At 51.1% G+C, this 14,816-nt stretch carries 16 protein-coding genes; 6 read left to right on the top strand and 10 right to left on the bottom strand.

All coding sequences use genetic code 11. The annotated features are described in order from the left end of the window. Positions 1 to 18: 18 nt before the first annotated feature. Both ABJM21_RS04750 and ABJM21_RS04745 read left to right on the top strand, forming a co-directional pair. Positions 19 to 1,218, top strand: a complete 1,200-nt coding sequence (locus ABJM21_RS04750; RefSeq protein ID WP_348300127.1) for an aminotransferase class I/II-fold pyridoxal phosphate-dependent enzyme — start codon at positions 19 to 21, stop codon at positions 1,216 to 1,218. A 21-nt stretch (positions 1,219 to 1,239) separates the two neighbouring features. Then, positions 1,240 to 2,034, top strand: coding sequence for an enoyl-CoA hydratase-related protein (locus ABJM21_RS04745; protein WP_348300128.1), 795 nt, complete (start codon positions 1,240 to 1,242; stop codon positions 2,032 to 2,034). A 9-nt stretch (positions 2,035 to 2,043) separates the two neighbouring features. Here ABJM21_RS04745 and ABJM21_RS04740 read toward each other — a convergent pair whose 3' ends face one another. The 4 genes from ABJM21_RS04740 to ABJM21_RS04725 are packed head-to-tail and all read right to left on the bottom strand — an operon-like array spanning position 2,044 to position 4,887. Then, entirely contained in the window at positions 2,044 to 2,439 is a 396-nt protein-coding gene (locus ABJM21_RS04740; protein ID WP_348300129.1) for a cupin domain-containing protein, read from the bottom strand. A gap of 37 nt (positions 2,440 to 2,476) precedes the next feature. Then, entirely contained in the window at positions 2,477 to 3,379 is a 903-nt protein-coding gene (locus tag ABJM21_RS04735; RefSeq protein ID WP_348300130.1) for a hypothetical protein, read from the bottom strand. A gap of 15 nt (positions 3,380 to 3,394) precedes the next feature. Then, the gene (locus ABJM21_RS04730; protein ID WP_348300131.1) at positions 3,395 to 4,369 is read right to left on the bottom strand and encodes a diacylglycerol kinase family protein; all 975 of its coding nucleotides are present in this window, start codon (positions 4,367 to 4,369) and stop codon (positions 3,395 to 3,397) included. Between the two features lie 35 nt (positions 4,370 to 4,404). Continuing rightward, positions 4,405 to 4,887, bottom strand: coding sequence for a DUF2141 domain-containing protein (locus tag ABJM21_RS04725; protein ID WP_348300132.1), 483 nt, complete (start codon positions 4,885 to 4,887; stop codon positions 4,405 to 4,407). Positions 4,888 to 5,010: 123 nt separating this feature from the next. Between ABJM21_RS04725 and lptF the strand changes: the two genes are divergently transcribed. Both lptF and lptG read left to right on the top strand, forming a co-directional pair. Further along, on the top strand, positions 5,011 to 6,222 hold the full coding sequence (gene lptF / locus ABJM21_RS04720) for an LPS export ABC transporter permease LptF (protein ID WP_348300133.1): 1,212 nt from the start codon (positions 5,011 to 5,013) through the stop codon (positions 6,220 to 6,222). Between the two features lie 39 nt (positions 6,223 to 6,261). Next, complete coding sequence (gene lptG / locus ABJM21_RS04715) at positions 6,262 to 7,350, top strand: LPS export ABC transporter permease LptG (protein ID WP_348300134.1); 1,089 nt, start codon at positions 6,262 to 6,264, stop codon at positions 7,348 to 7,350. A 2-nt stretch (positions 7,351 to 7,352) separates the two neighbouring features. Here the strand turns inward: lptG and ABJM21_RS04710 are convergent, their stop codons facing one another. Then, the gene (locus tag ABJM21_RS04710; protein ID WP_348300135.1) at positions 7,353 to 8,480 is read right to left on the bottom strand and encodes a fatty acid desaturase; all 1,128 of its coding nucleotides are present in this window, start codon (positions 8,478 to 8,480) and stop codon (positions 7,353 to 7,355) included. 190 nt (positions 8,481 to 8,670) lie between these two features. On the opposite strand from ABJM21_RS04710, the gene ABJM21_RS04705 reads away from it, so the two are divergent. Further along, a complete protein-coding gene (locus tag ABJM21_RS04705) occupies positions 8,671 to 9,825 on the top strand; it encodes an N-acetyltransferase (RefSeq protein WP_348300136.1) in 1,155 nt (384 codons plus the stop codon). Positions 9,826 to 10,010: 185 nt separating this feature from the next. Then, positions 10,011 to 11,063, top strand: coding sequence for a serine hydrolase domain-containing protein (locus ABJM21_RS04700; protein WP_348377231.1), 1,053 nt, complete (start codon positions 10,011 to 10,013; stop codon positions 11,061 to 11,063). Positions 11,064 to 11,069: 6 nt separating this feature from the next. Here the strand turns inward: ABJM21_RS04700 and ABJM21_RS04695 are convergent, their stop codons facing one another. The 5 genes from ABJM21_RS04695 to ABJM21_RS04675 form a co-directional block, all read right to left on the bottom strand. Further along, positions 11,070 to 11,888: an alpha/beta hydrolase gene (locus ABJM21_RS04695; protein WP_348300138.1), complete on the bottom strand. Its 819-nt coding sequence runs from the start codon at positions 11,886 to 11,888 to the stop codon at positions 11,070 to 11,072. Then, the gene (gene xth / locus ABJM21_RS04690) at positions 11,888 to 12,676 is read right to left on the bottom strand and encodes an exodeoxyribonuclease III (protein ID WP_348300139.1); all 789 of its coding nucleotides are present in this window, start codon (positions 12,674 to 12,676) and stop codon (positions 11,888 to 11,890) included. Before xth ends, ABJM21_RS04695 begins: the two co-directional genes overlap by 1 nt. A gap of 11 nt (positions 12,677 to 12,687) precedes the next feature. Next, positions 12,688 to 13,050 carry an iron-sulfur cluster insertion protein ErpA gene (gene erpA / locus ABJM21_RS04685; RefSeq protein WP_348300140.1) on the bottom strand — a complete coding sequence of 121 codons (363 nt, stop codon included), beginning with the start codon at positions 13,048 to 13,050 and terminating at the stop codon, positions 12,688 to 12,690. A 157-nt stretch (positions 13,051 to 13,207) separates the two neighbouring features. After that, entirely contained in the window at positions 13,208 to 13,906 is a 699-nt protein-coding gene (locus ABJM21_RS04680; protein WP_348300141.1) for a M23 family metallopeptidase, read from the bottom strand. Positions 13,907 to 14,016: 110 nt separating this feature from the next. Continuing rightward, positions 14,017 to 14,769 (bottom strand): ferritin-like domain-containing protein, encoded by a 753-nt coding sequence (locus tag ABJM21_RS04675; protein WP_348300142.1) that lies wholly within the window; start codon positions 14,767 to 14,769, stop codon positions 14,017 to 14,019. Positions 14,770 to 14,816 lie beyond the last annotated feature (47 nt).

Genomic DNA, 14,816 nt, shown 5'->3' with positions numbered 1-14,816 from the left:
GCGAAAGATGAGAGTAAAATGACCGATCTACTGAGTAAATATGATCCACTGATTCAGGAACGCGAAACGCTGCTCGCCACAGGTGTGAAAGACCCGTTTTCGCTGGTCATGGAAGAAGTAAAATCGCCCACCGTCGCTGTATGCAATGGCAAGGAAACGATCCTGCTCGGCACCTATAACTATATGGGTATGACCTTTGACGATGACGTCCAGCAGGCCGGTCTTCAGGCGCTCAAGGACTTTGGTTCTGGCACAACCGGAAGCCGCGTTCTCAACGGCACCTACAGCCCGCACAAAGATTGCGAAGAAGCCCTCAAAGAATTTTACGCGATGGACCATGCAATGGTCTTCTCCACCGGTTATCAGGCCAATCTGGGTATCATCTCTGCACTGGCTGGCAAGGGTGACTATGTCATTCTCGACATTGACAGCCACGCGTCCATTTATGACGGCTGCGCCATGGGCAATGCCGAAATTGTCGCGTTCCGTCACAATGATGTCGAAGCGTTGGAAAAGCGCCTCAAACGCTTGCCTGCCGAAGCTGGAAAGCTGGTCGTACTCGAAGGCGTCTATTCGATGCTCGGTGATGTCGCACCACTCAAAGAAATGATCCGCGTTTGTAAGGAAAACGGAGCTATGACTTTGGTCGACGAAGCCCACAGCATGGGCTTTATCGGCGAAAATGGCCGCGGTGTCTGTGAAGAACAAGGCGTTATCGATGATGTCGATTTCATCATCGGTACGTTCAGCAAATCGGTCGGAACAGTCGGCGGATTCTGCGTCTCCAACCATCCGAAATTTGAAATCATGCGGCTGGTATGCCGTCCCTATGTGTTTACCGCCTCACTGCCGCCCAGCGTGATGGCAACCGCCAGCACCTCGATCCGCAAGCTGATGCACAGCGGAAACAAGCGCGCGCATTTGTGGGAGAATAGCAAGAAGCTCCATAAAGGTCTGCGTGAACTTGGCTTTGAGCTCGGCACGCCTGAAGCGCAAAGCGCGATTATCGCGGTGATCATGCCGGATCTGGAACGCGGCGCAATGATGTGGCAGGCGCTGCTCGCAGAAGGCCTTTACGTCAATCTGGCCCGGCCACCGGCAACACCCGCCAACATGACCCTGTTGCGTTGCTCACTCTGTGCCGAGCATACGACCGAGCAAGTTGATCAGATTTTGGGCATGTTTGAAGCGGCCGGCAAAGCGGTTGGAGCGATTTAATCCTCCACGCGGGAGATAGGAATGAATAACAGCCTGCTTATCGAGCAACGCGGCGCGATCGAGATTCTCTCGCTCAATCGGCCGGACAAGCTCAATACGATGAACGAAGACATGATCTTCGCCCTGCAGGATTATTTTCGCGGACTACAAGATCGGCATGACATCCGGGTGATCCTGTTCCGCGCAGAAGGACGGGCATTTTGTGCTGGTCTGGATATCGGTGCCTGGAAAAATGACGGGTCCCGCGGACAAGTCCAGCATATCTGGCGGACCCAGCGGAGCATTGCGACGGTCATGCAGCTTATGCGGCAATGCCCACAACCAATTATCGCGCTCGGGCAAGGTGCGGCTTGTGGAGGCGGCTTCTCGCTGTTGCTCGCCAGCGATGTCCGCTATGGTGCGCAGAGTCTCAAAATGAATGCGGCCTATATCAAAATCGGCCTTGGCGGCTGTGATATGGGATCGAGCTATTTTCTACCCCGGTTGGTAGGATCATCGCTCGCATCGGAACTGCTCTTGACCGGCCGTTTCATCCATGCCGAACGCGCCGAGAAGCTGGGCTTGATCAGCGAAGTGGTTGACGAAGACAAATTGCTCACCACTGGCTTGTCGCTAGCCGAAGAGATGCTCGATACCGCGCCCATGGGTCTGCGCCTGACCAAAGACGCGCTAAACCGCAATATCGATGCCCAGAGCTTTGAGGCCGCGATGGCGATCGAAGACCGACAACAGGCCATGTTGAGCCTGACCGAAGATAGTCGGGAAGCGGCAAAGGCGTTTTTCAGTAAACGAAAACCGGATTATAAAGACCGATAATCCCGTCTCTCATCGATCTCGGTTCTCGGTACCCTGCCCCGCCGTAATGAACAGTGCGGTCGCCTCACCGGTAACGTCGGCAGTATGCCAGACGCCCGGTGGATTGATCGCATATTCCCCTTCACCGAGCGTAATTTGTTTCTCCGAACCGTCGGTTAACTGTTGTATTAAAGACATTTTTCCTTTCAGGCACATCACGACCTCCGCGCCCACAGGGTGCATTTCCCAGACTATCCATGGCTCAGTGAAATGATGAAGAGAAACCAATCGCCCTTCCGCACCATCATCAGCATGCCGCTCAGCATAGGACTGATACCAGGACGGATCGCCGCTAAAATGGGGCTCGGAAAACGCCGTAGCGCCCAAGCCCAGATGAATAGGTTTATCGGATAAATTATCTGCCATTCTAACTCCTCCCAAGAATTCAGAAATCTATAATATCCTATTTTATCGCGCCACCGGCAATTAATCGCGGCAACATCGTGAGCGCACCCAGTATCGGCCATTTGCGCTGCCATGGTTTAATCTCATAGTTGGTGCCAGCATGACGGTTTATCTTCCAAGCGAGATAATCAATCCCGCCAGCATAGGTTCCAGACGCTTTTGCAAGCCGCGCTAGAGTGAGCAGCTTGCCATTGCGCCGCAAGGCCTTCCAGCGTTTCTCTGCTTCTGCGGTCGACAGTTCGCCAGATTCTGACGGATCCTGATCTTGCAGGGTTACCATCGTGGCAAGACCAAATCGTTGGTAGCGCTCGGGATCAGCATCAACGACGGAGCCGGGGCGATTGGCCCGTTCAGCTCGTAACTCTGCAGCATAAGTCAGTTCGAAACCCCGATGCCAAATCAATATAGGCGTCTGCGGCTGAATTCCCAGGACCGGCAAGGTAAACTCAAACAGGGTCACGGGCGCGGAGGCAATCGCCGCCACCACTTTTTCACGCGCTGCATCGTCGGCACACCAGACCAGACGTGATGGCTGCGCAAAGCGTGCCCATACACTAACGGCGCTAGCATCAAGCCCATTTAACTTGTGAAAATCCTCTTCGTTCAGCACTGCAACTTTGGCCACCAGCCCATCATGCTCAGCCGGAAACACATTCGGTGGCAGCAGCTTGTTCGCGCGCACTAGCCAGCTTTTTCCGTAAGCCGCTTCATAGCTGGAAACGATCAAATAGAAATCCAGCATCTGTCCATCGAGCTCGGTTGTTCTCAGACAAGAACCATAGAAGAGAACCGCACGGGACGCATCGCCATATTGCGCAGCGACCGCCTCTGCGAATGCGGATACGCGAGGATCAACCGGCTCTGCCAGTTCCTCTGCTACAAGGGGTTTCAGATGATTCACCCGGCGGATGATAGCCTAAGCAGCGAGGCGAAGGAAAGATACCGGTTCAGTTGATTTCAAAACAATCGGCTGGCCTTCCTGTGCGCGGAACAATTCGCCGTCCATCACAACATTGCTATTCTTGCCTTCAATCCGGATCATATCACCTTGTTCAAGATGTATGCCCTTTTGTGCGGTTTTACCGAGCCGTCCAAATAATACCGACAGGATGAAACGAACCAGCGCCGCTGGTTTCTGGTCAATCGCCATAAGCTGCAATCGCCCCCGTTTGCTCCGCGAACGCGCAAAACGCCGCATCAGCAATAATTTTTCCAGCGTAGTCACGATCAGGATAGCGAAATTACCCTGATATTGGCCCTTCTTGATCAGCGAAATGCTAATCGGAGACGGCCTATTGGGTAAAAATTTCGCCCTGATGCCAAATAATACCGAAGCCAGTGCCGCAAAGACAGTCAACACATGAGACGCCGCATTGGGCAAACCCAGCGGATAGATTTTGTGGCGGCAATAAAGGATAAATTCTGACAGGCCAGCACCGCCAAGGAACATGCCGAGCACGACCTTGCTGTCCTTGCCACCGTCGGACAAGGCAATCAGCTCACGGTCCACCAAATGCTCATGCAAATCATGTTTGGCCATTTCAACAATACGCTCGAGCGCTTTTAGAGGATTACCTTCAGCACCCAGATCAAGCGCGATCAGATTGGTCTTGCCGTTGGGCAGTACCGCAACTGGTGGAGGGCTATCACCAAAATGCCCACCCTGATGCAATTCGGTAAGAGCCGCCTGCACGGTTCCATCGCCGCCATTAATAACAAGAACTTTAGGCTTCACTTTCGCAATGGTTTGCAATGCCTTCGTAATCTCATCGACAGCGTCCACTTCATAGTGGAAAACATCGCTGTTCTTGACGCAATAAGAGCGCACTTCCGGTAAGATCGCACGGTTCCCCGTGGAATTTGGATTAGAAAGTAGCGCTACATTGGCCATTATTTAACTGCCCATTCCCCTGCAATATCTGCCCATCACAGATATTTCATTTTTATGCTGATCGATTTCACTTCATTGCCGACTGAAAGCTTAGTCTTCTTGTAGCTGGGTTTACCCAGATTAAAGATGTTGATGCTCGGATTGTTCGACATACCGCCACCGTCCGAGCTGATGTCGGTCTTGCCATTTCCGTTTACATCATGGCGCACAGCGATACCGTAAGTTCCACTTTTGGGAACAGGCACGCAAAAGGTCATGCTTCCAGCGCTGGCGGGTGTTTCAATGCGGTTGATCCAAGCGCCTTTTTTCAGCCATTCCGCCTTTGTTCCGCGATAGCTTTGCACGCGAATTTTGCCGGACGACGCCTTGACGCCGCTTAATTTCACCAAAACAGCGGGACCATTGCCAGACCGGCATTTACTAAGATCATTGGAAATTTTTTGTCCCGCGGTTGCCGCAGACACAGGCACAGCCAAAAGGGTGGTTGAAAGCGCAATAGACGCTGCAATTTTCAACATGACGAAAATACTCCTAGTCGTTATACCCGCATTCAAACTGCAGCGGATAGAGAATCAGCCCCGATATAAATATGGTTATGAAAATGATTTGCGGCAGAAACATGGTGAGAGGGCGACGATAAGTTGAAATTATTGAGTTCCACTGACCGTTATATCGCCCGTTTGATCGCCGTTCCGCTGTTCAGCACACTGGTTATCGCGGCGATGTTGCTCGTTCTTGAGAAGATGCTTAGACTTTTCGACTTTGTCGCTGCTGAAGGCGGCCCGGTTAGCGTCGTATGGCGAATGCTCGCCAATCTGATCCCGGAATATCTCTCTCTCGGCATTCCCATTGGCCTTTTGCTGGGTATTTTACTGGCGTTTCGTAAGCTGTCATTAAGCTCAGAATTGGATGTTTTCCGGGCTGTTGGCCAAGGCTATGCCAGATTGTTGAAGGTCCCCTATATGTTCGCGGTGGCCCTGATGCTGGTCAATTTGGCCCTGGTCGGCTTTATTCAGCCTTTATCGCGCTATTATTACGAAGAACTACGATTTGAACTGCGATCTGGCGCACTGGGAGCATCAATAAAAGTTGGTGAATTTACCAATTTAGGATCAAGAATGACCATGCGGATCGAAGAAAGCCGCGATAATGGGACAAGATTGGGCGGAATGTTTGTTCGTGCAGAGAATAAATCAGGACAAGTCGTCTCTGTAACCGCTGAGCGTGGTCAGTTTTTGGCTACTGACGATCCCGACACCATCATATTACGCCTATCGCAAGGCGTGTTGATCCATGATGCTCCCAATTACGATAAACCCCGCATATTGAGTTTTAGCAGCCATGATCTGCCCATCGACCTTCCCGATATCGAGTCTTTTCGATCAAGGGGTGGAGAGGATTTGGAATACACGATTCCAGAATTGGTCAAAGTTGGATTAGACACCGATCGCCCCGTGGCGGAACGCAATGAAAGCCGGGCGAATTTTCACTACAGAATGGTCGAAGTGGTCATGATGTTGCTTATGCCTCTGTTAGCATTGGCTTTAGCGATTCCGCCCAAAAGATCGAATTCTGCGCTCGGTGTTTTTGTCTCCATCGTGATGATTGTAACCTATCATAAGATCAACCAATATGGTGAGGATCTTGGTGCACTGGGCATTGTAGATCCGATCATTGCCCTATGGGTGCCATTCTTTCTCTTCGGCGGCTTGATCATATGGATGTACCATATGGTCGCTCATGTCCCCGGCGGACAGCCTATTGGCGCACTTGAAAAAGCCTTTTCAAAATTTGGTGGTGTTTTCAAAGGAATCCTTAATTTCAATCGAAAGCGTGCCGATGTTCGGGAATAGCAATATAAGCGCGGATTTCATAAACGGGGATGCTGGGCGATGAATTTCTTTCCGTCTCGGACTTTGGCTTTCTACATGGCCAAGATGCTGATGATACGCACCTTCGCTGTACTGGCTATGCTGGTATTGGTGTTGCAGGCTCTCGATCTTCTGGGAGAAAGTGGACGTATCATGGCGCAGGATGGCAATGGCCAAGGGGAGCTTTGGACCTATGTGAGCCTTCGCGCACCGCAATTGGTGGCACGCTTTCTTCCGTTCGCGGTTTTACTGGGAACGATCATTACGGCGGCGACTCTAAACCAAAACAGTGAAGTGGTTTCCATGAAGGCGGGAGGCCTGTCAGCACACCAGATTCTGGCGCCATTGATCATTGCCAGCATGTTGGTAGCGGTCATCTCTTTTCTGTTTAACGAGATTGTTGTGGCTCCCGCTACAGCGCGGCTTTCCGCATGGGAAAAGGTTGAATATGGCCCCATCCCAGAAGCCAGCAACGTCCGTACAAACGTATGGGTCCGGGACGGCAATAATCTCGTCAATGCGAAAACAGTGATCGGACGCGGAGATGATGTATTGCTGCAGGACATCGTCATCTATGATCGCGCCAATAACGGTCTGCGTAGCCTGATGCAGGGTAAAGAAGCGCGTTATAGCGGCTCTGACTGGACGATGACGGGTGTTACGCAATTTAACGTACTGACCGGCACCGAGGAACAAAAAGACAGTATCACCTTGGGTAAATCTCTGCGCCCCGACCAATTCACGCTGGCGAACGTCAACGCGGAAGGTCTCTCCTTCCTGCAGCTAAGGTCAGCAATAGCCGAATTGAAGGAAGCTGGGCGGCCTACAATGGGGCTCGAGTCCAGCCTTTGGCACAAAATTTCAGGACCATTATCATCCGTACTTATGCCGTTGCTTGGAGCTGTGGCTGCTTTTGGTCTTGCGCGATCCGGCCAACTTTTCGTCCGCGCTGTAATCGGTATGGCACTGGGCTTCGCTTATTTTGTAGCGGATAATTTCTCGCTCGCCATGGGCACTATCGGTGCCTATCCGCCGATCCTGGCTGCATGGGCACCGTTTATGCTATTCTTCCTGATCGGCGAAACAGTGTTGATCCGAACAGAAGAATAGGCTCAGTTCGCCGTTCCTGACTGAGTGGAGGCCGCATGGCCTGAGCTACCTCGCACCAGACCAGCAACCAAACCGAACAAGCTGTTATGATTGGCACGATAGTATGTTGACCCTTTTGGCAAGGCTTCAGCTATCCGGCGATGCGCTTCACCCAAGGCGTGATAAGGCACACCGGGTAACAGATGGTGCAATGCGTGATAACGCAAACCAACAGGAGCCCATAAGGCCGGCAGAAGGCCTGGTGGTGGGACGTTAACGCTGTCCAGATATTGTTCGGTCACGGTCATGACGTCGCCGTCATTTTCCCACAAATGGGCTACTAACGTCCGAACTTGGTTGAGTATGACGGACCCGGCCGCAATCGCAATCGCGATCAGAAAGGCTTTCACTGGAAGAAACCCTGTCGCCACTGCTGTTAGCAAAGCTATGGCCCAAATGCTGGCAGCAATTTCCTGCGCATACCATTGATTTTTGAAATCGCCTTCGGGCGAACGGCGCCGAAATTCAGGGTTGATGACCAAGCCGGAATAACGCTCAACCACCAACTTCCGAAGCGGCGGAATGACTGCTGATAGCGGTGCCAGCAGAGCGTAGCGGATGAACAAACCAATAGGTGCCAATGCCGACACGAGCACGAAAAGTGGCACGGTGTAAGGCTTCATAAGCGCCAAAGGCAAATATTCGGGATCTTCGACAGTTCCATAACGCGTCCGGGCGTGATGAAGATTGTGAACGCCTTCATACATGAAGGATGGCAGCAATAGCGGAACACCGATCAACGCATTCCACACGAAATGGAAACCCCGCATCGAACCGCGCCGGATATGGGTCAGCTCATGGATGAAGCTACCAGCACGATAAAGCGCTAGCACTGAAATAAAGCCCGCCAAAACCGCCAATCCTGTACTTTCAACCATGATCGCAGCGACCATTGCACCATATCCAATCACAGCGGAGACTAGCAAGTCCGACCAATAAATAACGGGACGTACAGCGTTCAAATCCCGCGTGACCTTTGCCGCCGTGCGGATCAGTTCATTATCATCAAAGGCCGGTAGTTTTGCAGCATCGGCAGCAACAGCAGCCGGCGACATCGTGGCATCTTTGGCCTGGGGGAGAGAATGTTTCATAAATACCTGTCTTACTATTTTGGTGCCTACAGCAGGACATCATGGCGAGATGATGGCATTGCTATGGTTTCTCACGCTGACCTATGACACCATCGAGCCCGGTCCAAGCGCTTGACATAATGACCTGAATAACGCCACAGCATGGCAAAGCTAAGTGCAAATCATCGATCAAAAGGTGCAAATAACAACAGTGTCGTCGCATATAGTCATACAACCTGTCACCACCAAAGCTCAACTCAAGGCTTTTGTCGAATTGGCCTATCGCCTGAATGCTGATGACCCTCATTGGGTACCGCCGCTAAAGTCAGAAACATATGCGCTACTGAGCCCAAAGAAAAACCCCTTCTTTGAACATGCGACGGTTCAACTATACCTTGCAGAACGAGACGGCGAAGCTGTTGGCCGGATCAGTGCCCATATCGATCATCTGGCGCTGGAACAGCCGGTTGAACAAGGACTTGGTCCCGGGACCGGCAATTGGGGCCTGCTGGAAGCAGATAGCGAAGCCACGGCCAGCTCCTTGATCGACGCCGCAGAAAAATGGCTCAAAAGCAAAGATATTGACCGTGTCATAGCGCCTATGAGCCTGTCTGTCTGGGATGAACCGGGACTGCTAACATTCGGTTATGATCATAGTCCCACCGTGATGATGGGGCATCACAATGCCGCCTATCAAGGCTGGATTGAGGGTGAAGGCTATAAGAGCGTCAAAGAACTTATAACTTATGACTTACCTATTACGGACGGCTTTCCGCCTTTGATTGATCGGATCATCAAATCGGGCGAGCGCAACAGCAAGCTCAAGCTGCGCAAGGTCGAAAAAGCGCACTTTGATCGTGATGCGAAAATCATTATGAACATCCTCAACGACGCATGGTCAGACAATTGGGGCTTTGTTCCGCTAACCGACCATGAAATTGATCATGTTGGGGTAAAATTGAAACCGATTGTCTACGAAGACTTGATCATGATTGCCGAATATGACGGCAAGCCAGTTGCCTTTTTGATGACGTTGCCCGACCTTAATGACCGGACCAAGGATATGAACGGTAGTTTGCTTCCGTTTAACTGGGCCAAGCTGCTCTGGTGGTTGAAATTTCCAAAATCTCCGACCATGCGCGTCCCGCTTATGGGTGTCGTTAAGGAACTACAGAATAGCCGCGCGGCTAGCCAAATGGCTTTTATGATGATTGAGTATATCCGCCGCGAAGCCGTTTCAAAATATGGCGCCACCCGCGGCGAACTGGGTTGGGTATTGGATGATAACCAAGGAATGGTAGCAATTGCCAATGCGATCGAATCCAAGGTCAATCGGATATATACCCTTTACGAAAAGACTATCTGAACAAAACTGTTCATATCCCTTTCACGAAAATAGCACTAAGTATCGCATCAACTATTCCCGGAGTTGATTGGCGAGAGACTGACATGATTGGTGGCAATAGCTTGTTTCGCCTATTTCTTGGATTTGCGCTGTTGGCAATGCCGATATACGGGGCGGAGGCAGTATCAAAAAAATGCCCGGTAGATATGTCATATGTGGGACCGGCACCGATCTCGGTTGCGATATCAGACGTCACTACATCCACGGGAATGCGACCAATAGCCGATGCGAAAGCTTTATCGACCTTATTTGCAGACATGCATACAAAATCCAAAGCCACCAGCTTAACCGCTGCCCTTGCCGATCAGGACGGTCCGATCTGGACAGAAACGCAAGGTTTGGAGGATTCCGAAAAGCTCCACTATTGGGCCAGTGTTGGCAAGAGCTTCACGGCTATAATAATCATGCAGTTGGTCGAAAATGAGCGGTTGTCGCTTGAGGACAAATTATCAAACTGGATCGAAAATGTGCCAAACGGTGATTTGATCACAATCCGAATGTTATTGGATCACACGTCGGGCCTTTACAGCACCAACGAAGACCCAGAGGCGGTTAAAAACCAGCAGCATCCAATGAGTCTACAAGATAATATCAATATCCTCAACAAACACGGCCCCCTCTTCTGCCCAGGACAATATTGGCGTTATTCTAATACCGGATATCTGTTTCTGGGTGAAGTTGCGGAACAGATTTACGGGCAACCTTTGCAGCAAATCATCAAAGACCAGATTTTCACTAAAATCGGGCTCAATGACAGCCATACGCTATCCATTCAGGATGATGTCTCGAATGTAGCAAAACCTCAGCCAAGCAGCGATCAGAAACCCGATATCCGGACACCGGGGCCCGCCGGCCCGATAGCGGCGACCTCCTCTGATATGGTTCGTTTCTGGCGGGCTTTTCTAAACGGTGAATTGGTCAAGCCAGCGACACGAGATCAAATGCTGACAAGGCTTTATCCGATGTTCGACAAAAAAACCTATTATGGCCTTGGTATCATGGCCATGGAGGTACCGGGACCCGACGGTAAACCAACCATTCGGATCGGTCACGCCGGCGGTATGCCCGGAATCAAAGCTTTTGTGATGATCGACCCGGTATCGCGCCAATATGTGTCGGTTGCCCTAACCGGCGACGGTCCAGCCAGTGCTGTTGCCTATAATATGCTGCGTAAATGGCAGGAAAGTTCAGTACCTTAGACCAATTCACTTACCAGAAGACATAAAGCGTTGCGCGTCGCGCCGCACCAAAGCGTCGATACCGCGCATCCAGAGGTCATTATGGCCGCCATTTTTCACCGGATGTGCCATTTTCGGTTCCTCAGCCGTATCAAACAGCCTTTGCCCCATAGCAAAGGGTATCAACTCATCATTCGTTCCGTGGATCCAACTTAATGGCATGTTGATTTGATCAATTCGGTCGAGCGAACGATAACGGTCCTTGATGAGCATTCTAGCCGGTAAAATAGGGAACTGGCGCTGCGCCATATCATCCATACCCGTATAGGCTGCTTCCAAAATCAACCCAGATGCCTCGTTCTTTGACGCCAGCCATGTTGCGACACCCGTGCCGAGCGATTGTGCAGCGATCACGATGCGGTCGGGATTATAGCCTTCGGCAATCAGCCAATCAAAATTGGCCTGTGCTGCCGTATAGAAAGCAACCTCACTCGGTTTTCCAGGATTGCCACCGTAGCCCGGATATCCAACAGCAAGCACACCGGCCCCGTCCAGGGCCATGGCTTGATAAATCAATAGGCGTGAAGCCAGAGACCCTGCATTTCCATGGAAATGAATGATGACCGGCTTAGTTTGATCGCTTGGCGGCCGCCATAAAGACATTAGGGCGTCGGCCTCTTCGACAGATATTTTCACGGCATCAAAGCCGCTTTGGCTCAGTTCGCTCTCTGATAGAACATTCTGATCAGGAAAATACAGCAAGCTACGTTGAAAGCTATAAGCCAGCGCAACAAATAGCAGATAGAGCCCAGCGGACACGGCTAGGCTTATCAAAATAGCGCGCATCAGAGGTTAAGCTCAACCCACGTTGGCGCATGATCGCTGGCCTTTTCCCGTCCGCGATGCTCTTTATCCACACCGCAACTGCGCAACTGATCGGCAGCCAGTGGACTGAGCAAAAGATGATCGATACGGAACCCTTGATCACGCTGCCAACCACCACTGCGATAGTCCCAATAGGTCCAGATTTTACCGGCTGGATAGGTAACACCGAGTGCATCGGTCCAACCGTCATGCAATATCCGCTGATAGGCTTGCCGGCTTTCGGGTTGCATCAACGCATCATTTTGCATTGCCTTGACCGAGAAAACATCATTGTCGCGCGGAATTACATTATAATCGCCGGCGAGAACGGCCGGAATTTCTTCTTGCCAGATTTCTGCCGCCCGGTTGCGCAAACGCTTCATCCAGCGCAGTTTGAAATCAAATTTAGGTCCTGGCTGAGGATTACCGTTGGGCAGATAAATACTTGCCACCCGCACCGTCGTGCCATCCGCAGTTTTGACATTAGCCTCTAGATAACGACTATGTTCATCCTCTGGCTCACCATCCAGGCCGCGCTTAGTCTCCTCAGGCTGTTGATCCCGGGTCAGGATTGCAACACCATTAAAGCTCTTTTGCCCGTGCCAGATCGCACCGTAACCAATTTTTTCAAATTCGGAAGCGGGGAACCCTTCGTCCTGGGTTTTGATTTCCTGAAGACAGGCAACATCTGGCTTGGTCTCATCAAGCCATTCCAGCAGACGCGGAAGGCGTGCTTTTATGCCGTTAATGTTAAAGCTGGCTATTTTCACCGACGCTGCAATCAGACAGAAAAACTGGAACCGCAACCGCAGCCAGAGGCGGCGTTGGGATTGGTCACTTGAAACGCGCTGCCGCCAAGGGATTCGACGAAATCAACGGCACTGCCCCGGACAAGGTCCAGACTAATTTCGTCTACAACCAAAGTAACCCCGGATTCCTCCACGGCAATATCATCGGATTCAACATCTTCGGCCAAACCAAAGCGATATTGGAAACCAGAACATCCGCCGCCTTCCACCGCCAAGCGCAGTATAGCAGGCTTTTTCTGCTTTTCAGCGATAGCAGCCACGCGCTTCGCAGCGTTGGCCGTCAGAATAATATCTTCACCTGAATCTTGATCGGTTGTTTGAGCTGTCTGGGTCATGCTCTTAAGATAGGGACTGTGCAGCAGAGTGTCAAAAGAAGCCGAGAGAAAAATCACCGGAAATCGAATGGCGCATAAAAAAAGGTTGGCAAGCGTTTCAGCGTTACCAACCCTATTTAGCACCCTCTCCCAAAGGTGTTGCGTTTTCTAATCCGCGTTATTCAGCGGGGCCGCCCAATGCAACGCCAGGGGTCACTTTTTGGGCTAGCAGAAAATCATTGGATTGCATGAATGGCACAGGATTAACTGCTTCGCCAGCAATACGCACTTCATAGTGAAGGTGACTGCCAGTTGAGCGGCCGGTTGATCCCATGAAGCCAATCAGATCACCGCTCTTAACGCGTGTATTGGCTTTTACATTCAGGCGAGACATATGCCCATAGCGGGTCTGAATCTCATTGCCATGGTTGATTTCGATATAGTTGCCGTAACCACGAACCCACTGGGACCGGCCGACAATGCCGTCTGCGGTCGCATAAATGGGCGTACCGACGGGACCAGCCATATCGATACCTTTATGACGGGCGCGCCGGCCTTTAAAGGGATCGGAACGGAAACCGTAGGAACTGGTCAGTCTGTAATTTTCAACAGGTTTGCGCGAGGGTATGGTCAGCTTGACAGGTGTTTTCTTTCCCTGTCCGGACCAATTGTTGAAGAGAAGCCGAAAAGCTGGGTCAGCTTCACCAAGAATATTCTCGGTTCCAGATGATTTGCTTTTCAAAACATCGACAGGAAGGCTGCTATCCGCATCCGATGCCATTGCTGTGCTGGAAAAAGATATTGCTGATCCTAAAATCGCAACGGTTGTGACTTTTTTCACAACCCCTTGAAACAAACCTACTACGCTATCGGTCATAAACTGATCGAGTCCTGCTACTGCGAACCAAAGAACAAATTGGCTCAAAAAATTTTGACAGAAATTCTGCCCCCGTTCTGTAGATATAGAAGTAGGTTTATTTTGGTTAATTATTCAATACCAAGATAATATTCCTGAGTTAAACCGGCTGCATGGCGGGCTGAGTCGTTAAATGGAGGCTTTAAGCCGCCTCTAAAGTGCGTTTTTACAAGATTTTTCCAATGGCGATGGGGGTCCTTTTTTTCCTTTCCGCAGCAATATTCAAACCATTTGGTGCCAAAAAACACGTGATTTATCTCATCATGATAGATGCGATTTAACACTTTGGCGGTCAGTGGATCACCCTGCGCTTTGAAGCGTTCGACGGTGTCGAGAGTGATATCTAAGCCCCGCGCTTCGAGTACCATCGGGACAATCGCCAGCCTTGCAGAGGCATCATAAGCCGTTTCTTTTGCTGTATCCCAAAGGCCGTCATGAGCAGATAGATCACCATAAAAGCTACCCATTTCGCGCAATCGCCGGTCCAAAAGGACAAAATGCATGGCTTCCTCGGCACCAACGCGAAACCAGTCATCGGCAAATTCTCGGGGAAATTCTGCCCCAAACCGCCCGATCATATCATATGCTAGATCAATTGCGACAAATTCAATGTGCGCCAAAGCATGGATCAGCGCGATGCGTTTGGTCACGGACGTGCCTTTTCCCCGCCGCGGCATCTGTCCTGGTCGTAGTAACTCCGGGCGCTCTGGTCGCGCAGGAACCGTTGGCATTGATGCTTTAAAATCAGCCTCAAGCCGACCATTTCGCCATTCCCGAGTTGCATGACGCGCAGCCATCACCTTGGCCGCCGGCTGCGGGGTCATCAGAACGTCTCTTACAATTTGACCTGCAGACGGCTTCATGGTCGTTG

Origin of the sequence: Parasphingorhabdus sp. (genome assembly GCF_039977335.1) — a bacterium.
Lineage (GTDB): Bacteria > Pseudomonadota > Alphaproteobacteria > Sphingomonadales > Sphingomonadaceae > Parasphingorhabdus.
The sequence above is the reverse complement of the archived record's forward strand: the minus strand, read 5'-3'. Positions and strand labels throughout refer to the sequence as shown.

Coding starts and splice junctions, on each gene's coding strand:
- ABJM21_RS04750 (WP_348300127.1), top strand. CDS start 19: ATGACCGATCTACTGAGTAAATATGATCCACTGATTCAGGAACGCGAA.
- ABJM21_RS04745 (WP_348300128.1), top strand. CDS start 1,240: ATGAATAACAGCCTGCTTATCGAGCAACGCGGCGCGATCGAGATTCTC.
- ABJM21_RS04740 (WP_348300129.1), bottom strand. CDS start 2,439: ATGGCAGATAATTTATCCGATAAACCTATTCATCTGGGCTTGGGCGCT.
- ABJM21_RS04730 (WP_348300131.1), bottom strand. CDS start 4,369: ATGGCCAATGTAGCGCTACTTTCTAATCCAAATTCCACGGGGAACCGT.
- ABJM21_RS04725 (WP_348300132.1), bottom strand. CDS start 4,887: ATGTTGAAAATTGCAGCGTCTATTGCGCTTTCAACCACCCTTTTGGCT.
- lptG (WP_348300134.1), top strand. CDS start 6,262: ATGAATTTCTTTCCGTCTCGGACTTTGGCTTTCTACATGGCCAAGATG.
- ABJM21_RS04710 (WP_348300135.1), bottom strand. CDS start 8,480: ATGAAACATTCTCTCCCCCAGGCCAAAGATGCCACGATGTCGCCGGCT.
- ABJM21_RS04700 (WP_348377231.1), top strand. CDS start 10,011: ATGTCATATGTGGGACCGGCACCGATCTCGGTTGCGATATCAGACGTC.
- ABJM21_RS04695 (WP_348300138.1), bottom strand. CDS start 11,888: ATGCGCGCTATTTTGATAAGCCTAGCCGTGTCCGCTGGGCTCTATCTG.
- erpA (WP_348300140.1), bottom strand. CDS start 13,050: ATGACCCAGACAGCTCAAACAACCGATCAAGATTCAGGTGAAGATATT.
- ABJM21_RS04680 (WP_348300141.1), bottom strand. CDS start 13,906: ATGACCGATAGCGTAGTAGGTTTGTTTCAAGGGGTTGTGAAAAAAGTC.
- ABJM21_RS04675 (WP_348300142.1), bottom strand. CDS start 14,769: ATGACCCCGCAGCCGGCGGCCAAGGTGATGGCTGCGCGTCATGCAACT.